The sequence below is a fragment of the Maribacter sp. ACAM166 genome (genome assembly GCF_005771495.1).
Lineage (GTDB): Bacteria > Bacteroidota > Bacteroidia > Flavobacteriales > Flavobacteriaceae > Maribacter.
On record NZ_VAUW01000002.1, the window covers coordinates 177,885 to 197,015 of the forward strand.

The following is a 19,131-nucleotide window of genomic DNA, read 5'->3' on the forward strand; positions in this document are numbered from 1 at the left end:
CCTGTGCCTAAGGTCATCGATAATTAGACACTCAAATTCTTAAATTGTTACAAACAATTTACTAAAAATTATTAGATTATATTTAATTTGAATCTTCTTCGTCTCGTTCGATAGCGTTCCAGACCTTTATGCTATCATTTTCACTAAGTCCTGACTTTACTTCTACAAAAATTCCATCGCTAATACCCAATTCAATATCTCTTCGTTCAAACTTCTGATCCCCTGTTGCGATTTCGACAAAGGGCATTTTAGTTTTATCATCAAACTGCACTAAAGCTTCTTTTACAGACAAAACACTGTCTGCACGAGCCAAGATAATTGATGCATTAGCACTTAGTCCTGCTCTAATAAAGACGGTATCCTGTTTTCTTAGCGTTCCCTTTATTTCAAATTGAATTGCCCCATTTTCTTCTTTACCCTTGGGGGCGATATAATCTAAAACAGCATCAAATACCTTATTCTCAATTGCTCCAACGGTAATTTCCAATGGCAGATTTTCTTTAATTTTCCCCACTTCAGACTCGTCTACCTTACCTTCAAAAATCATTTTATCGACATCTGCAATTGCAGCAATTGTAGTTCCTTCATTGAATGTATTACTTTCAATAACCTGGTTCCCAACTTCTACGGGAACTTCAAGCACCATTCCACTTACTGTTGCCCTAATTTGAGTATTTGCTGAGTTTCCATAACCAGCCGTTGTACCTGTTTTTACTATATCATATCTTTTATTGGCGGCCGCATAAGATTGTTTAGCCTGATCATGGGTCACTTGTGCACGTTCCAAATCTACTTTTGAGATGACATCTTTATCAAACAATCCTTTTTGGCGCCCTAAATTCCGTAATTGATCATCCAAATTGATCTTGGCTTGGTCAATAGTATTCCTAGCATCGTTCAATGCAGTTAAATTTGGCACCACTTTTATAGTACACAATAAATCACCAGATTTTACGTAATCACCACCTTCCACAAAAATCTCTTGTATAACTCCGGAAATATTGGGCTTTATTAATACTTCTTCTAATGGAAGTATACTACCCGTAGCCATTGTTTTTTTTATAATTGTTTGTTTGGATGGTTCTTCTGTTTTATAAACCACAGGATTCTCGGCATTCTTTTGATACAAATAGTACATGGCTCCACTGAAAAGTAAAACTATGATGAGTAGAATGATAATTGTTGTTGACTTTTTCATTTTTGATTGGTTATCTATTTTTTATTCGATGAATTTATTCTGTACGTAACGCTTCTATAGGTCTCATTTTTATAGCGCTTTGGGCAGGTATAAAACCGGCTAGTAATCCTGAAAAAATCAGAATGACAAAAGCACTAATCACTATCCCTAAACTAACACTCGGGTTTACAAACATATCAACAGGCCCTACAGAGTCGAGCACTACGTTAACACCATAAATAAATGAAGCACCAAAAATAATGCCTACCATACCTGAAATGATTGTCAAGAATATAGCCTCCATTAATATTTGTTTTTTAATGGACCATGGCGCTTCACCCAAGGCTCTTCTAATACCAATTTCCTTTGTTCTTTCTTTGATTACTATCAACATAATGTTACTTACACCAATAATACCAGATAATAACACAAGAACTCCCACAAAATATGCAACCCAACGTAGTGCACCAAATAAGCTCTCTACCCTATTAAATTGTTCGTAAAGATCAAAATAACCTACAGCACGTTTATCGTCTGGGTGTATTTTCCTTTTCTCCTTTACCACGTTTACTATTTTCTCCTTTAAGTTGGAAATTGAGTTTCCATCTTCAGCCGTTATGGCCATCCAACCTACATCATTCCCCTTATTAAATGCTTGAGAAAAAGCAGTGAAAGGAACAAATAATTCCTTTTGCCCCTCCTCTCCATCACCGTCATTACTCTTCTTTTTATAGGTGCCGACCACCATAAAATTCACACCTTGTACTTTAAGATACGTTCCTAGTATATCTTCCTCTTTATCATACAATTCATTCTTAACCCCTTCACCAATTACCGCTACTTTTCGTTTGTCTTCTATATCATTTTGATTTATAAATCTACCAGAAGTAATTGTCATTGGCTCTTGGCGAATAATCTGTGGATAATCGCCATACACATTAAATGCACCTGTTTTCAAGCCCCGTATGACATTGTTTCCTCCACCAAAACCACCAAGTTGATTTCGCGGTGAAATGAATCGTAGATTAGGCACATTGTCCCTAATGGCTTGCACATCTTCCAACTTAAAACTAAAAGTTCTTCCTTTTGGCAGTCCTTTATATGGAATTGTAGTATTCTGTGACCACATAAACATGGTATTAGTAGCTATGTCACCAAAATCTGCTCGTATACCGTTCTCCATACCTTTACCTGCAGCAAGTAAAATGATAAGAATGAAGACACCCCACCCTACACCAAAAGAAGTAGCCAGTGTTCTAAAAACATTACTAGACAATACCTCCAATATTTCTTCCCAACGGTCTTTGCTGAACATGGTTATAGTTTATTTATTAGTGGGCTTTCGCTTCAAATGACACCAACTTTATCAGTACTTTTAATTTCATTCATCCCTTAATGCCTCAATCACATGAATTTTGGCTGCTCTCCATGCAGGAAAAAACCCAGCAACGGCCCCTGCAAAAATTAATACGAAAACAGTGGTTAAAGCAACGTTGAAATCAACTGAAGGGTTAAGTACATAATCAACTTCTACATGCGGACCAACAATTTCTAATAATCCCATACTTAAAATGAGTCCGGTAAATCCCGCAATAGCTGTGATAAAAATAGCTTCATGTAAAATCATTCCGACAATAGACCAAGGTTTGGCTCCCAATGCTTTTCTAATACCTATTTCTCGCGTACGCTCCTTAACTACAATAAGCATAATGTTACTTACCCCTACAATACCGGCTATAATAGTACATACGCCTACGAACCAAAAGAAAAATTTAATCCCACCCATTAGGGAATAAAAGCGTTTTGCTTCTTCCATAGGGTTGTATATCTGAATGGCACTTGTGTCATCTGGTGCGACTGTGTGTGCTTGCTGTAAATAGGTTTTAAGGGTGTTCTTAAATTTGATGGATTGCGCAACTGCTGCGTCAAAATCATCGACTGGAGGTAATGTATACGCTAAATTATTTAAGCGATTAGCACCATTAAAAACCTGTTGAGCTGTACTTAGTGGAATATAAATGCGGTCTTCTTCACGCTCACCGCCAACATCTCCATATACCCCAACAATCTTGAAAGATATTCCAGATATATCTAAAAACTCTCCAATGGGACTGTCCAACTTTTGAAAGACCTCACGATTAATTTTATTACTTATAATGGCAATTTTAGACTTTACATCTTCATCTTTCTGATTCAAAAATCTACCTTGAGATATGAATTCATTTTCTATAAATTGAAATTGAGGAGACACCCCTTGAACATTATAAGCCAAGGTTTCATTGCCATAATTAACAAATGAATTTCTAATGAATAATCTAGGTGATTTGTTTTCAATTTGATCTTCTAGTAATAGAGCTATAAAATCATAATTCTCATTTCGTAATTGAATACGCCTACCAGGATTCATACCCTTATACTCTTTCGTAGTAACGCCAGGCCAAACCCAAACACTAGTCGCTGCATCCTGTTCAAATTCTTTGGCAATACCATTCTGCATGCCTTGACCAAAACCCAATAAAATAACCAAAATGAATATTCCTGAAGCAACGGAAAGTCCCGTTAGAAAGGTCCGCAATTTATTCTTGCGAATCGTATCGAATATTTCCTGCCAACGTTCTAAGTCGAACATATGATTGATTGGTTTGATTGATGAATGCAATACACGTGTTGCACAATCATAAGACTAACCAACCAGGAGATTGTTACACTATGAATGTTAAAATTGTACTAAAAAGATATTACCGCATCTTTCTGTAGATAAAATAGAATAGTCCTGCCACGAGAACATACGGTACAGCCATTAAATAAACTATACCATTGTTTATTCCCTCAGCAGCCTTACCACTTGATTCACTTTCCAAAACCGCCCTACACATTGCACATTGAGCATCTGCATCCAATGGAAAAGCTGCTACTACCATCACTACTAAAAATAAAGTTCGTTTAATACTCATAATATGGAGATATCATTAGGTACACCACCACGCCTGTAATAGCTACATATAACCAAACCGGAAAAGTATACTTGGCCAAAGCCTTATGTTCATCAAATTTACTTAAATAGGCTTTTGCATATGTTCGAAGCACTAGAGGAATTAAAGCAATGGACAATACAATGTGGGTGATCAATATAAAATAATACACATATCTTATCATGCCTTCACCACCATAAGAAGTAGAGTCTGAAGTCATATGGTACCCAATGTATAACACTAAAAAGAGCAATGACAAGATTATATTAGTGGTCATCAATTTATGATGAAGTTTTATATTTCCATTTTTTATAGCCCAAACCGCTATCAGAAGCAACACTGCTGTTACGCCATTAATTGTTGCATATATAGGTGGCAGAAACGATAAAGGAGCTACATCTGGTATTTTCACACCAAAAAGCAGAGCAACTACAACAGGTATAACAATTGAAACAAGCGTTATAACCTTATTAAACTTCCGCTCATCTGAAACCTTTTCCTGCATATTGTTTCGCTTATTCTTCTAATAACTGTTTAATATCCGTCCTTAAAACACCAATTTCCTCAGTCTCACCATGATCATTAACACCATCCTCTTCTAAAATAGCTCCCCTATAATAAACAATAGGGTTTCCGAATTCATCTTTCCTTGATCTTAAAAACCCATCTTTATCAACTAAAGCAAACAAACCAGAATGTTCAAAGCCACCTGGAACCTCAGGCATTTCAGCAGCAAAAATATTGAAACCCGCATTTGCTAAATCATAAACAGCTTCCTTATCTCCTGTGAATAAATTCCAACCTTTATCATCGATACTATATTTTTCAGCATATGCTCTTAAAACATGTGGAGTATCAAATTGAGGTGTTATACTAAAGGATGCTATTCCAAAATTTTCGTTATCCTTAAAATAAGTCTGCAGTGCTACTAAATTAGTGGTCATCGTTGGACAGATACTAGGGCATCTTGTAAAAAAGAAATCTACTACATACACTTTCCCTAAATAGTCTTTATCGCTTACAACAACACTATCTTGATTGATAAACTCAAAAGAAGGTACTTTTCTTTTTTTACCGTCTAATAGTACAAAGCCTAAATCTACCTTTGAATTTGCATTGATTTTGTTTAGTCTATCATTTTCTACAACAGTACCAGATGAAACTCTATCTACGATGAGAGGAATTACAATTATTCCAAAGATTAGAACAATTAGCGAAACCCAAACATATGTATATTTTTTATTCATTATTTCGTTCTATCAGGGTTATTCTTCTTTAAGGCCAAACGATATTCAGCCAAAATAATTTTCACATCATCCACCATTTTATTATTCAAATCGGCTACAGAATTAGAATTAAAACCATACTTAGTTCCTTCATCTTCATCTGCTGTTCTACCTCTTAAACTAAGGTTCTTATCGATAATGAAAACATAAGGAGTTCCAAAATCACCATCTAGTTGAATATCTGTTTTCAAGCTAAAAAACAACGATTCAATTTCCTGTGGAGTAGCGAATATGAAATTCCATTTTTCAATGTCAGCCAAATTCGCAAGGTCTTTTTTAATTTCTTGAATTATATCTTCAGTACCAATTGGCATTACCATGACAAACTGAAAGTCTTTAAATTCATGGAAACGTTTATATATTTTCTGATTTAAGTTAAAAGCATTTCCTTTTCTCAAATCGACATTGTCGCCTAAAAAACCTAAGATGGTTATCTTTTTCTTGAATTTAATATCATTAGCAAAGTTTAACTCATTTACATTTTGAGTAAGTTCAGGTAGTTTTCCGAAATTATTTACACCAGATGCAAAGAATAGATATGCAACGATTGGAAGCACAAATAACACAATAAGGATAAGGGTCTTTTTCATAATTCAAAAAAGAAAGTTATTGACAGTATTAGATCTATACTGATATAATTAACAGTACCACTAATACTTTACAAAAGTAAAAAAGACGGCTATAAAACCGTCTTTTTTATTGTTAATTATGTCTTAGAAATTCCAACTCACAAAGCCGTCTTTATATATATTATGAATATAATCAGCCTCAACAAGAAGAATAAACACCAAATATATTACCAAGAAAATCGGTGTCCATATGATAGCCCTTCTTAGGGATGCTTTCTCATCACGTAAATGCATGAAATCCCAAGCGATATAATAAGCTTTGACCAAAGTAAGGATAATGAAAATCCAGTTTAACACCTTCATACCCATGAAAAGAGTATCGATTAATATATCTGGCTTCATTATACCCAAAACAACCTCTACAGCTGTTATTAAGGTTAGAAAAGCTAAAACTCCCCAGATTTTCTGTGTGTTGGATTTGAACTTTACAAGTCCTCTGAAAATCTCTAATTTATGTTCGTGTGCCATTTTGTAAAAATCTAATATATAAATATACCGTAGTACTTGTAAATTTTAAAAAGTTTATACCAAGTAGAAAAAGGTAAATACAAATACCCATACTAAATCTACAAAGTGCCAGTACAACCCGACTTTTTCAACCATTTCATAATGTCCTCTTCTTTCATACGTACCAAGTATAACATTAAAGAAAATGATAATGTTAATTAACACACCCGAAAAGACGTGGAAACCATGAAAACCCGTTATAAAGAAGAAGAAATCTGCAAAAAGCCTAGTACCATATTCATTATGAATTAGATTCGCACCCTCAACAACTTCTTTTGCATCAGCTAATTTCGCCAATGAAGATTGTCTATCCAATAGAGTCTTTTCACCCTCTTCATTAATTAATTCTGTTCTTATCAGAATATTTGTATCTGCCTTGAAACCTTCAACAACCTCATTTAAAGAAAAACTTGTCGATGTACCTTCTTGAAAAAACCAAATACCGTTCTTACTTTCATGTACGACTCTTTCATCAGGTATACTAACTGCAAAATCTGACAATGAAGCCCTTTCACCGCTGTCTGCTTTTACAAATTGTAAAATTCTCCCTCCTTTAGTTTCTAAAGCACCATGATCTCCTTTTATAAAAGTACTCCATTCCCATGCTTGTGAACCAACAAAAATTGCACCACCAATAATGGTTGCAAACATATACCAGATTACCGCATTTTGTTTCATCTTATGCCCTGCATCAACCGCTAACACCATCGTTACCGATGACATGATCAATACAAAGGTCATGAAAGCAACATAAATCATGGGATAATTACCATGAAAGAAAGGAACGTGGGTAAAAACCTCGTCCGCAATAGGCCATGACTCTATAAATTTAAATCTTGAAAAACCGTATGCCGCTAAAAATCCTGAGAATGTTAAGGCATCCGACACAAGGAAAAACCACATCATTAACTTACCGTAGCTTACTCCTAAAGGTTGATTGCCTCCACCCCATACGTTTGTTTCCTGTCCCGTTGTCACCGTAGAATCCATATACTGATTATCGTTTTAATAAAACTTTAGCAAATTTACATTTTTTTGAACTATATAAAAGGTGAATTTGGCTCAAAACTTATTCTGACACACTTTTTATTTTACAAAGGTCATAAATAAAACCAAATAGACCCATAATAAGTCTAAGAAATGCCAGAAAGTAGCTCCTAAAGTAAGTCCTAAATAATTCTTCGAAGTATATCTCCCTTTACTTTGGTTATACAACACCACTAAAAGCGATATCATTCCAGCTACGACGTGGACAATATGCACCATTGCGATTAGAAATACATAAGACATTTTTATACTACTGGTAGGCCCAGTAAAATAATACCCATTTGCTACCAATTGAGAAAAAGCCGTGAATTGGAGCACTACAAAAACAACGCCTAGCGCTAAAGTAACCCATAGCCAAAGTGTACCTCTACTAGATTGCCCTTCCTTTACCGCCTTTTTAGCTAACATATAGCTAAAACTACTTATAATGATGATGATTGTACTATATAAAAAAGCTTGTGGCAGAGCTACGTCACTAGCCCAATCTTCTCTAGAGCTACTAACAATATAAGCACTGGTCCAACCGGCAAAACCCATTAGCAAACTAACTATACCAAACCAAAGCATCATTTTTTTTGCCCTAGCATTCTTCTCTTCAGCTGTTCCTTGTGTTAAATCCATATCAACCTAAAAATTTATCTATTACATATACTATTTGCATCAACGTAATATAAATAACGCTTGCCAACATTAATTTTCTTGCCGAAGCATTATCCTTTTGAGTATATAACTTAAACGCAAAACCAAGCATAACAGCCCCCATCAAAAAAACCAATATAGCCGCGGCAACTGATAATTTCAATCGCCCTGTTATACCAAATACAGGTATTACCGAAATAACCATCATCCAAATGGTATACATTATTATCTGTAGTACCGTAGAAGCATCTTTTTTACCCGTAGGCAACATTTTAAATCCACCACTCTGGTAATCATCATTCAACATCCAACCTAAAGCCCAAAAATGTGGAAACTGCCAAAAAAACTGAATCATAAATAAGGTTCCCGATTCGATTCCAAAATCATCAGTAGCTGCAACCCAACCTAACATAAAAGGTATTGCTCCAGGTATCGCTCCAACAAAGACAGCTAAAGGAGTTATTGTCTTTAACGGAGTATAAACACTCGTGTATAGAAATATGGAAATTGCCCCAAACATTGCCGTTTTAGGATTCAATAAATACAACGCTAAAATTCCAATTAGAGTTAGAGCTACCGCTATAGTCATAGCAGAATTAACAGTCATTCTACCTGCTGGAATAGGCCTATTTTTTGTTCGCTTCATTAAAGCATCCAAGTCTCTTTCTATGACCTGATTATATGCATTACTTGCGCCTACCATGCAGTAACCACCAAAGGACAACAAGAGAACCTGCATCCATTGTATTTCATAGGCTCCCAAAAAGTACCCAGCAATAGAAGAAAAAACGACGCTAATTGCCAATCTAGCTTTGGTAATCTCCTTAAAATCAGCAAAAATTAACGCTAACGCATTATTTTTCGACAAACCCACGGCCGTTTTCATAGTTCATTTAAATAGATTCGCAAAGATAACCCCCTAGTGATATTTCTGCAACCTTAACCTTTTATTTCTTCTGTATTTGATCCTAAACAAAATAAGCTTTTTAGCCCTAGGAATGAACGATTTGAACCGCTTGGAATGAGAACCGACGAGGTATCCAACAGAAGAAAGATTTAACATTCTATAAAAACCATCCGTTTTCAAACTTCCTCCAATACCCCTAATGAAGAGCATCGGGGAATTCTATTGATTAAATCCATTTTTAACCCTTACTACACTAATCCGTATGTATTTCTATTGTTGGAGTCAAGAGGATGCCACAACAATAACAACAGACAGTGTGCCAAAAGACCTCTACATGACCACAGGACAAAGAGGTAATCTTGACCTATATACCAGTTCAACCCAAGCGTACATGTTTGATAATCAATTTTCTCGATTAAATCAGAAAATCAACTAAGCTATTGCACCGCCTACTAACAAGCCAGCTGTTTATTTATTCGACATACATACGCATGGAAACCAGACCGCTGAAAATACTAAATTCAATTCGAAAGAGGTGTATTTTATTCCACGCAATACTGTTAGAATTTCTTTGAAAAACTGACTTCTGAAAAATCAGAACTTACCATAGAAATACCACTAGAGATACGTTTTTCTGAAGAACTCAAATTTCACGAAGATTAAGAAACCCCAATGGTTTTTAATGCACAAAGCGTTCGCACTAATTAGTGACACAATGATCTACTTTATAAAACTAATGTCAATCTTATGAGTGATCCCCATTTTTAAAGTCGATATCCTTTTACCGATTGAGATAATGGCGGAACTGTTAATGTTTATATCGCGGCTCAGAAAAAGGCGTTAATGATTATTAACGACAATACATTTATACCTTGCAACGGAAGACCAACAAACAAAAAATTACAACTAATATTGCCATGCTTGCGCATAATTAAGCGAACATACTAGCAACCATAACATCTGGAAAGATTTTAGAAACGATAAAGATGAGTGCAATAATACCAAGGGAATATACTGGTAATTATGGGACTGGATTCATTAATCCTCAACGACTGAGAACGGCATTTTAAACGAGTTTAAAAAATAGATTTGCAGTACACTGTGGTCTCAACATAATATAAAAAAAAATCCCGAGTAAATTACTCGGGATTTTTTTATATTATGATGCGGTTATATATACTATTGTAACTTAAAGTTAATTGGAATACTAAAAGGAACACGAACCGCTCTACCTCTTTGCTTACCAGGTGTCATTTTTGGAAGCTTGTTGATAATTCTTGCAGCTTCTGCCTCTAAGTTTTTATCAGGTCCTCGCATTCTAACGTTACCGATACTACCATCTTTTTGGATTACGAACATAATACTAACCCTACCTTGGACGCCCATTTCTTGAGCAATTTCTGGATAACGGAAGTTCTTACCGATATGCTTTTGAATCATCGTGTTAAAACAAGCTCTTTTATCACTTTCGTTTTCACAACCTGGAAAAATTGGAACATCTTCAATAACAGCAAAAGGAACATCTATATCTTCTTCAATTTCATCAACGATTACATCGTCAACTTCAACGATTTCTTCTTCTTGACTAGTTTCCGTAGACTCAATTACGGTTTCTTCAACCTCTTCTTCATCCTCTACCACCTCAATAATTTCAGGTGCAGCAGGTGGCGGTGGAGGTGGTGGAGTTTTAATCTGTTCAGTCATTGGAACCTCTTCATCCAATAAATCATCCACATTCATAGAAATATCGTAGTCATTGACTTCATCATAAGTCTTCCACTCGAATGCCACATAAGTAAATAGCATTACTGCGAACAGTCCGATAACAAAGTAAAAACTACTATTCTTTGTTAAATCCGCCTTGGGATTCTTTTTAGGTTCCATATATATTCAATTTAGTGATTGCTAATTTAACTAATTAATCCATAAAAATGCAATTAAAATTTTCATTTTAACGACAGTTTCCGTAAAAACAAAAAACGTAAGAGCAACATTGCTACAATAGCTCCGGTAGAATTGGCAAGTACATCTAACGAATCTCCATGTCTATTAACTGTAGCTACATGTTGTAATACTTCAATAACTATGCCATATAAAATTGAGAATAAAGTAATGTGCCACAATAACTTAAGCGTATTACTCCCTTGCCATTCTCCTTTGGTTTTCGCTACAAAAGCCAGTATGACCATTACAAAATAGAAGGTAAAATGAACGGCCTTATCCATATGAGGAATATTGAACCGAGACGTGTCTACCCCCGAAAAAGAAAATAAGCTGAAAAATGTTACCAACACCATCCAGCTTATGAATATTACTTTATACTCTAGGTTTTTACCCACCTATGATTTCTTCATAAGCAGCAGCACTCAACAAATCATCAAGCTCACTACTATTCGTAAGTTTAATTTTCACCATCCATCCTTCACCATAAGGGTCAGAATTTACTTTTTCAGGATCACCTTCTAATGCTTCATTAAATTCTATTATCTCACCAGATAAGGGCGAAAACAAATCAGAAACCGTTTTTACAGCTTCTACTGTACCGAAAATGGCTTCACGCTCTAGTGTTTCATCTAAAGTATCTACTTCCACATATACAATATCACCTAATTCGCCTTGAGCAAAATCAGTAATACCGACGGTTGCAATATCACCGTCAATCTTTACCCATTCATGGTCTTTTGTATATTTTAATTCAGCTGGTATATTCATTATTCGAGTTTAATGTTTTTTTACTTCGGCAAATGTATAGTATTCCAATAAGGTTATCAAAAAATTTATAGTAGTTATAGGCTGAAATAAGTTATTGGTACAACACGTAATTCGCAATAACCAAATGCAGTTTTAATTTCCAAAATTATACCGAATTGTAAATCCTGTATTAATGGTTGTCTGCGGGAAAGCAGTAGAAACAGCAAATTGAGAGAATGAATGATCATAAAAGAACAGTGCATTCAAACTTTTACTAAGCGCATAATCTGCGGTAAATTTAAGTGATAATAAATTTTGCCCAGAGGTAATTTGATTATTATCGATGTCTAAATTTCTAATAATCGTAATATTATCACGTAAGGTAACATCGGCCTTTAAGTTTAAATCCCCCTTTAATCTTGTTTTGTTTCCACCAATATTGGTTACAAACTTAACATCCTTAAAACGATAGCCCATTCCTAGAGTATATTCTTTACCGTTAATTTCAGTCATAAGATTATTATCGAAGCTTAATGACATAGCCCTATCTGTTCTCACTTCAGCTAAAACACTAATAGAGTTTTTCATTTCAAAATCTACCCGCACCAACGGATTAAATTGATCCGTAAGCACCACATTATTTAAAATTAAATCTGATAATAAATCTCCATTCTCATTATTCACTTGAGGCAACCCATCATTACGCAGTTGAACTTTTTCAAGATTGGTCTGATAAGAGTTAATGCTATATGCAGAACGGTAACCATGACTCAATGAAAAACGTTTGAATTTCTTTTTGAACCATTTGTTCTTCATCAATCCGGTGTACTTAATACTCCAATTAGGTATTGGTATATCTCTAAAAGTATCTAAGTTTACACGACCTGCATCTTGACCCGTATACGCAGCGAAAAATGCCGGTAACAAAACCTCTTGCTGAGTTTTACCATATAATTGTGGAAAACCGTCTTCATCTATAGTACCTGCTGCTTCACCTCTATCAGCAACTAATCGATTAGCGATAGTTATTCTATTTTCCTTGAATTCAGCGAACGTATCCGAATCAAATTCATCACTCTTACCAAATGCAGTACCAATCATCATGGTAGAAATACTAAAGCTGCCATAATTATTACCCAATTGTACAATATAATCTTGATCTGTAACATTAAAATTCTCCTGATAACTATTTGAATATTGTCTATCAGCAACCAAATCAATAGTAATATCCCTAGTTGGTTGAGCCGTAGCCGTAATGTTCAATTGTTTATTTGTTCTTTGGATGAATTGCTCATTAAACTCAGGGAAAGTAGTTAACCACCCATTACGTGCAGCCTCGAATCGTACATCTGCTTGACTACCAAAAATAAAACCAATAGTTGGTCTTGCGGTACCGATAAATCCGACAGACTGTGTATACCCCGGAAGCACAGTTCCATTATTTTCGCTATAATTCAGGTTCAACCTTTTAACCATGGTTACAATATCGACCACGGTATTGAACATATCACTTGTCTTCCCTTTAATTTTTTCCTGACCCTCTGCAAGCACGCCAGCCTTGTCTCTTCTTATTGGCCCAACCGCAGAAGCTTTTGGCGCTTCTCGCTTTTTAAGTCCTAACATGTCATAGAATTTTTGCAATGTCAATGATGATGTTATTGTATGTGTATTGGCATTCTGTACGGTGTTAATATCTGTACCAACAACTTCCCTCAAGGCATCACCACCACGTTGCCAATCAAAATTACTGGTGTAGGTATATTGAGTGCTAATAAAATCTAATGCCGGTATTTTCGCAAATGGAACTTCATAATTCAATTGCATCTGTTGCGAATGCCTGTTCGGTTCACCAATATCGAAGAATCCGTCCCATAGCCCTAATTCATTATTTATTCTATCAACGGATTCAGTTGGCTTATCCTCATTAAAATAATTTCGAACAATATTATTATTAGAAGCCGTAAGATTCAATCGTAAAGATTTGGTCAAATTATAATTCACGGCATATTGCCAGTTGAACAAGTAATTACGCTGTTGCAGCTCTGGCAACTCCAACCTATCAACGCCTTCTTCACGCACATCTCTAAAACGTTGTGCGTTAAATTGTCTATTAATATTTGAGTTAACACCAATAGTAGCTGGCAATACATTCAAATTCAAATCTTTTAACCATTGCCAGTATTTACCTGTAAAAAGTGAGTCTTTCTTAGCTAATGGTGCAAATTCAACCGGTTCAAAACTATGGTTGTATACAAAACCAGTGTTGATACTTTGATCTCGTAATTGCGCTATTTCAAAATCGCGATGATCCGTTTCGTTATACGAATAATTAAACGTAAAGTTTTCTACATCGTAGAAATTGGCATCTGCTTCTTCGCCCCGATCCTTACGCACACCAATCAAGTTGATGCTGGTTCTTTTCGTATAATCTTCAGCCTGTTCCCTAATCTCGTCAGCTGCTTCTTGATTTGGCGCAGCGTTAATTAAATCATCGAGTTTTAAATCATCATATACAGGGTCAAATTCTGGGGTGATAATCTGTTCAGAAATTCCGTAATTAAAAGGTAATTGAATTCCCCATTGTTTTGGAAGTAATTGCCCTACGTTTACATTGGTGACTATATCATAAGAAATAGCATCTTCCCTAGCGCGCTCATTTGGCATCTGATCGATAGTACCAAAACCTGAAGTACTTGTACTACCGGTCGCACTTATATTTGCAAAATCTGCTATATTAGCATCAACAGATGCTACTGCTGCCCAACCACCGTTATTATCTAAACCTGCTAGACGAAGTTCATTAAACCACACCTCTCCCCTAGCCGGTAGATTATCTTGATTCTTAACCCCTACCATAATAGTACGGATACTTCCCAAGGAAGGGTTACCTTTTATTCCAATTCGTACCCTTCCCGGTGTTCGTATATCAAATTCGTTTACCGGAATAACATCTCCATTATCCACTTCGAAAAATCGTATTTCACTTAAATCACCTCCCGTAATCCAAAGTGATTTTACCTTATTCAAATCGCTAAGTGTAACATTCAGCTCATTTATCTCTGGCCATATTTCACTATCTGAAACGGCCGTAAATGGCGTAAACTGCAATGGAAGTTCTATTTGATAATAATTTTGGGAAAAATCGGTACCCATACGTAAAAACCCAACCAAAGGTGTCGATGTATCTGCATAATCACTATCAACAATTTTCTCAGCATGCATGAACATTTTCAATTGTTCATACTGCCGGATATCAATATTTAGATTCTTGAATACCCCTCGAGCGTCTTGAGCTTCCAAATTTTCAACCAATAATGAAAGTGATTGCTCATTCTGACGTATTATAGTGTTGTTATTATTTAACTGCTCTCTTATAACACCTGGGGGCAACACATAAGGAATTGGACTTCTATTACTATTCTCTTCAATATTGACCGTATTCACATCTAAGGTAGCACCATCATCTGCCGGATTATTATCGATATCTGGGTCCTGCAAGCTTTTAGTATATGTACGCCAATCTCCCCTGACCAAATCTAAGGTAGCGAAACGCAGTACCGTAGGGCTATTGAAACCTGTCATATACATTCGCATAAAACTGATTGATCTAAAATCGGTAATACCACCAACAGCATCAGTAAAATCACTTAACGGAATTTTGTATTGAATCCATCGGTAACTGACCTCATCACCGTTAGGTATTCTATTACCAGAAGCTACTCCCTCCCTAATATCAGTTACATACTCATCATTAATGGTTGTATTTGGCTTTATAGCAATACGATACTCATAGTAACTATTTACTGTATTCATAGTTAAATCGCGGTCAATATCCTCTACGTCAGGCAATGTTGTTGACCCTCTATTGGTATTTGTTACGGCAACTGGCGAATTACCATCAGGACTATTAAAATCAACATAGCGCTCTAGAATACTCCCTTCCCTATTCAAATAATATTGATAGTTGTCCAAGGCAGGATCATCACCCTCATTATTCGTGAAGATTGTACTTTCATTACTATCGTTTAATCCATCAAAACCAATATCCTGCAAACTTCTATTAGGCTCACTAGCATCGAACGCATAGATCAATGATTGTGTTGCCGGCACTTCACCCCAAGAGGTCGGTGCCACAAAATCATTACTATCTACACCTGGCAATCCGTTTTCGTACTGCTTCTTACCATCGCGCAAAATATCTTCAGAAATATTCCCTAAGTTTAGTACCAGTTCCCCAGCACCCGTAGATATACCATCAACATAGGGATCCATCACCCAAAACTGAACAAACTCAACATTACTCTGCTCGAAATCGGTACTACTTAACGAGCGCATCATACCACCCCACCTATTACTAGACCCTTCACTTTCAAAATTAGGATTGTTATTGTAAGGACCCTTTGTAGCTGGATAATACACCATATCTAACGTTCCCTGCACTTGTGTCTGACCTTGAGCAACATCAGTTTGCGGAAAAACCTCATCGATAAAAACTCTACGGGTCGGGTTAATAGAAATATCATCCTTATTAATACCCGCCGGACTTTGATTGGTATAAAATATAGGATCAATAGTATACCAAGATAACTTGGCCCTACCATAACCGTTTAACAAATTATCTGGATCTTCTGGCGAACTTCCAAAGAGTTGACCTCCATTTCCAAATTCCAGAGGCATACTTGAAATAGTCCACCCAAGGGATGCCCGAATATCAATTAATGCCTGTGCTCCTTCAAAATCGTCTAAATACGTAGTGGTCTCTCCTTCAAAATTAGCATTCTTTGGAGAATTTGGCTTCAACATGGCCATTTCTGCACGTACCGATACATTTGATGGAACATCAGTATCTATATTCGGAAGCTTGTTGACCATTCGAGTCAACCAAGGTACTTCGGTAGAAAAGTTACCGTTTAATCCGAAAATCGTATTGTTAACTGGTTCTACACCAAAGTTGGCCTTTTGGGTCAATGGTCTTTCATTTAAGTTCAGTAATGTACCGCCCAAAATAAAATTTTTACTGAATTGATGCTCAATATTAACACCCGTAAAACGACGTGTTTGTTGACCGAAAACAGCATTATTCTCTACCGATATATTAATAGGAACATTAGATGCCTCTAAACTAGGATCTAATATTTGCACTGTTCCTGCTTGATAATTTACGGTATAATCGATTCCTTCTTGTAATTGTCTACCTCCTGCGGTTACCCTAACAGAACCTCTGGGAACATTAAATGCCCCTATAGGAATACCGTTACTACCTTCTGATTTATACTTCCCTTTTAAAAGGAACTTATTTTTTTCAGGGTCTTGCAAAGCTGCTGACTTTGTTAACTCGTACATATCCCGAAATACGTACTGCTCTTGATTTGCGTTATATGCGGATGTATTGTTGTACTGCCCACTATTACCGTTCTCCAATTCCTCAAACAAAAACTGACCAAAAGGTTCTACTTTGGTAAATATTATTCGACCACCTTGTATGTCTATAGTCTGCCCAGGTACAAAATCAAAGAAACCATCCCCACCAGGTTGTATATCATTATAGACATTCAATCTATCCATGTTAAAGACACTTAATAAAATTCGCTCATCAAAGCCTTCTGGCCAACCAGTACCAGGTCCTTCTTCAACAGGTGTTATATAATTTCTTGGTGTAGGATTAGAATATAGAATATTCAACTTAAAATCTTCCTCACTTAAACGAAATGCACCCGTTGCATAAATATTCTTCATCATCAAATCCCAAATAGGATCATTGATGTTCGTAATATTACTTTTTAATAATTTGAGGATTAACGTATTGTTTTCAATAATTGGATTAGTACCTTGAGAAATCGTAGTCGCATCTAAACCCCCATTGGCAAATTCACCAACCTGAAAAACTTCTCCTTGAAACGTATATTGGAAAGCAACACCCAATACCTCATCATTACTTAACCGTTGGCTTAAAGAGATATACCCTAATTGGGTATTAAAATCAAAATCTCTACCCTGCTCAAGTTTTCTTGCATTTTCCAACAATGCATAATCAAACCCTTGATTTGGATTATACCCTCCTGAAAAGCTACCTCCGTTAAAACCGCCTTCAACGGTAGCTATTTCTCTAATATTGTCATTAAGCGCACCGCCATTACCAATTAATGCGGGGTCAAAATCATTGGCATTGTTCCTAGGCCTTAAATCACTAGGTCCATTAAAAAACCCAGCAGCATTACCATTATTCTGCCCCACCCTAGTTTTTGTAGCATCTGCCTCACCTAAATCTTGAATAGCAACCACATTACGAACATTCAATGTTTGCTGACTTCTATTTGTAACCCAAACCTCTATACGTGTAATTTGAACCTGACTCTGTACATACGGATAGGTAGAAAGTGCACGATCATAATTATCCCTAAAATATTGCGATAAGAAGAAATGTCTATTCTCGTCATAGTCCAATGCGGTCAATGAGAATTCATTTAGTGTTCCACCACCTTGAGCTACAACCGTATTATTTTGTGAACGTTGTTCAGAAAATACGGCTGTAACCGAAGTTTTACCAAACTGTAATTTGGTCTTGACACCAAAAAGACTCTGCGCTCCTTGAATCAATGAGCTATTTAATGGCATGTTCACATTACCAACTTCAATAGATTGTAATATATCATCTTCAGTAGGCATATAGTCTAACTTGACTATATTTTGAAAATCGAAAGTAGCTTCGGTATCATAATTGGCATTAACCTGTAAACGTTCACCAATTTTACCCAACATACTAAGACTGATGCGTTGATCAAAATCAAATGAAAGATTGGTTCGATTTCGTGGAGAAAGTGAAGGGTTATCATTTTTCTGCCAAATCACCCCTAAATCCATCGCAACAGAACCTTGTGGTATAATCTCAATTGTATTACCCCCAAAAATGGATTGAAAAAAGTTATTGTTTACATAAAAATTAGGAAGTAAGTTTTTACGCGCTTCTTCGCTACCTTCCTTTTTTCCGGAATAAGCATCTGATTTTTCTTTGAAATACGATTTAATCCCTTCCTTTTTAATTAGGTCAAAATATTGATCTGGGGTAAGAATAATTGGGTAGCCAATATTAAAATTACCTACGCTTTCATTATATATGTAGCGATCAAGTTTAGGATCATACACATATTTAGAAACGATACTTTCAGGATTTTCTATTAAAATCCTACCTAAATCGTATCCAGTTTTTACAGAATCAATCTTCTGCTCCTCAATTTCTTGCGCCATGGTGACTCCCATGAAAGCAAAAAATATAAAG

16 protein-coding genes are annotated in these 19,131 nt (G+C 35.9%); 1 reads left to right on the plus strand and 15 read right to left on the minus strand.

Annotation, left to right across the window (positions count from 1 at the left end; genetic code table 11):
• Nucleotides 1–82: 82 nt before the first annotated feature.
• From ES765_RS02170 to cyoE, 11 genes are all read right to left on the minus strand, one after another.
• On the minus strand, nt 83–1,198 hold the full coding sequence (locus ES765_RS02170) for an efflux RND transporter periplasmic adaptor subunit (RefSeq protein WP_138110952.1): 1,116 nt from the start codon (nt 1,196–1,198) through the stop codon (nt 83–85).
• Between the two features lie 34 nt (nt 1,199–1,232).
• Complete coding sequence (locus tag ES765_RS02175; protein ID WP_138110953.1) at nt 1,233–2,492, minus strand: ABC transporter permease; 1,260 nt, start codon at nt 2,490–2,492, stop codon at nt 1,233–1,235.
• Nucleotides 2,493–2,558: 66 nt separating this feature from the next.
• Nucleotides 2,559–3,806, minus strand: a complete 1,248-nt coding sequence (locus tag ES765_RS02180) for an ABC transporter permease (protein ID WP_138110954.1) — start codon at nt 3,804–3,806, stop codon at nt 2,559–2,561.
• A gap of 109 nt (nt 3,807–3,915) precedes the next feature.
• On the minus strand, nt 3,916–4,131 hold the full coding sequence (locus tag ES765_RS02185; protein ID WP_138110955.1) for a hypothetical protein: 216 nt from the start codon (nt 4,129–4,131) through the stop codon (nt 3,916–3,918).
• Nucleotides 4,121–4,654, minus strand: a complete 534-nt coding sequence (locus tag ES765_RS02190; protein ID WP_138110956.1) for a DUF420 domain-containing protein — start codon at nt 4,652–4,654, stop codon at nt 4,121–4,123. The genes ES765_RS02185 and ES765_RS02190 overlap by 11 nt, the downstream gene beginning before the upstream one ends.
• A 10-nt stretch (nt 4,655–4,664) precedes the next feature.
• Complete coding sequence (locus ES765_RS02195) at nt 4,665–5,396, minus strand: SCO family protein (RefSeq protein WP_138110957.1); 732 nt, start codon at nt 5,394–5,396, stop codon at nt 4,665–4,667.
• Nucleotides 5,396–6,025, minus strand: coding sequence for a hypothetical protein (locus ES765_RS02200; RefSeq protein WP_138110958.1), 630 nt, complete (start codon nt 6,023–6,025; stop codon nt 5,396–5,398). Before ES765_RS02200 ends, ES765_RS02195 begins: the two co-directional genes overlap by 1 nt.
• 123 nt (nt 6,026–6,148) lie before the next feature.
• Nucleotides 6,149–6,532, minus strand: coding sequence for a cytochrome C oxidase subunit IV family protein (locus tag ES765_RS02205; protein ID WP_138110959.1), 384 nt, complete (start codon nt 6,530–6,532; stop codon nt 6,149–6,151).
• 54 nt (nt 6,533–6,586) lie between these two features.
• The gene (locus ES765_RS02210; protein WP_138110960.1) at nt 6,587–7,561 is read right to left on the minus strand and encodes a cytochrome c oxidase subunit 3; all 975 of its coding nucleotides are present in this window, start codon (nt 7,559–7,561) and stop codon (nt 6,587–6,589) included.
• 96 nt (nt 7,562–7,657) lie between these two features.
• A complete protein-coding gene (locus ES765_RS02215) occupies nt 7,658–8,239 on the minus strand; it encodes a heme-copper oxidase subunit III (protein ID WP_138110961.1) in 582 nt (193 codons plus the stop codon).
• Nucleotide 8,240: 1 nt separating this feature from the next.
• Nucleotides 8,241–9,143: a heme o synthase gene (cyoE, locus tag ES765_RS02220; RefSeq protein WP_138110962.1), complete on the minus strand. Its 903-nt coding sequence runs from the start codon at nt 9,141–9,143 to the stop codon at nt 8,241–8,243.
• Nucleotides 9,144–9,426: 283 nt separating this feature from the next.
• Here cyoE and ES765_RS21615 point away from each other — a divergent pair, with 283 nt between their 5' ends.
• A complete protein-coding gene (locus ES765_RS21615) occupies nt 9,427–9,600 on the plus strand; it encodes a hypothetical protein (RefSeq protein WP_171017207.1) in 174 nt (57 codons plus the stop codon).
• Nucleotides 9,601–10,343: 743 nt separating this feature from the next.
• On the opposite strand, the gene ES765_RS02225 is transcribed toward ES765_RS21615, so the two are convergent.
• The 4 genes from ES765_RS02225 to sprA form a co-directional block, all read right to left on the minus strand.
• The gene (locus ES765_RS02225) at nt 10,344–11,048 is read right to left on the minus strand and encodes an energy transducer TonB (protein WP_138110963.1); all 705 of its coding nucleotides are present in this window, start codon (nt 11,046–11,048) and stop codon (nt 10,344–10,346) included.
• A gap of 62 nt (nt 11,049–11,110) precedes the next feature.
• Nucleotides 11,111–11,461: a VanZ family protein gene (locus ES765_RS02230; protein ID WP_249356202.1), complete on the minus strand. Its 351-nt coding sequence runs from the start codon at nt 11,459–11,461 to the stop codon at nt 11,111–11,113.
• Nucleotides 11,462–11,495: 34 nt separating this feature from the next.
• On the minus strand, nt 11,496–11,876 hold the full coding sequence (gcvH, locus tag ES765_RS02235) for a glycine cleavage system protein GcvH (protein WP_138110965.1): 381 nt from the start codon (nt 11,874–11,876) through the stop codon (nt 11,496–11,498).
• Nucleotides 11,877–12,008: 132 nt separating this feature from the next.
• On the minus strand, nt 12,009–19,100 hold the full coding sequence (gene sprA, locus ES765_RS02240) for a cell surface protein SprA (RefSeq protein ID WP_249356195.1): 7,092 nt from the start codon (nt 19,098–19,100) through the stop codon (nt 12,009–12,011).
• Nucleotides 19,101–19,131: the final 31 nt, after the last annotated feature.

Coding starts and splice junctions, on each gene's coding strand:
- ES765_RS02170 (WP_138110952.1), bottom strand. CDS start 1,198: ATGAAAAAGTCAACAACAATTATCATTCTACTCATCATAGTTTTACTT.
- ES765_RS02175 (WP_138110953.1), bottom strand. CDS start 2,492: ATGTTCAGCAAAGACCGTTGGGAAGAAATATTGGAGGTATTGTCTAGT.
- ES765_RS02180 (WP_138110954.1), bottom strand. CDS start 3,806: ATGTTCGACTTAGAACGTTGGCAGGAAATATTCGATACGATTCGCAAG.
- ES765_RS02185 (WP_138110955.1), bottom strand. CDS start 4,131: ATGAGTATTAAACGAACTTTATTTTTAGTAGTGATGGTAGTAGCAGCT.
- ES765_RS02190 (WP_138110956.1), bottom strand. CDS start 4,654: ATGCAGGAAAAGGTTTCAGATGAGCGGAAGTTTAATAAGGTTATAACG.
- ES765_RS02195 (WP_138110957.1), bottom strand. CDS start 5,396: ATGAATAAAAAATATACATATGTTTGGGTTTCGCTAATTGTTCTAATC.
- ES765_RS02200 (WP_138110958.1), bottom strand. CDS start 6,025: ATGAAAAAGACCCTTATCCTTATTGTGTTATTTGTGCTTCCAATCGTT.
- ES765_RS02205 (WP_138110959.1), bottom strand. CDS start 6,532: ATGGCACACGAACATAAATTAGAGATTTTCAGAGGACTTGTAAAGTTC.
- ES765_RS02210 (WP_138110960.1), bottom strand. CDS start 7,561: ATGGATTCTACGGTGACAACGGGACAGGAAACAAACGTATGGGGTGGA.
- ES765_RS02215 (WP_138110961.1), bottom strand. CDS start 8,239: ATGGATTTAACACAAGGAACAGCTGAAGAGAAGAATGCTAGGGCAAAA.
- cyoE (WP_138110962.1), bottom strand. CDS start 9,143: ATGAAAACGGCCGTGGGTTTGTCGAAAAATAATGCGTTAGCGTTAATT.
- ES765_RS21615 (WP_171017207.1), top strand. CDS start 9,427: ATGTATTTCTATTGTTGGAGTCAAGAGGATGCCACAACAATAACAACA.
- ES765_RS02225 (WP_138110963.1), bottom strand. CDS start 11,048: ATGGAACCTAAAAAGAATCCCAAGGCGGATTTAACAAAGAATAGTAGT.
- ES765_RS02230 (WP_249356202.1), bottom strand. CDS start 11,461: ATGGTGTTGGTAACATTTTTCAGCTTATTTTCTTTTTCGGGGGTAGAC.
- gcvH (WP_138110965.1), bottom strand. CDS start 11,876: ATGAATATACCAGCTGAATTAAAATATACAAAAGACCATGAATGGGTA.
- sprA (WP_249356195.1), bottom strand. CDS start 19,100: ATGGCGCAAGAAATTGAGGAGCAGAAGATTGATTCTGTAAAAACTGGA.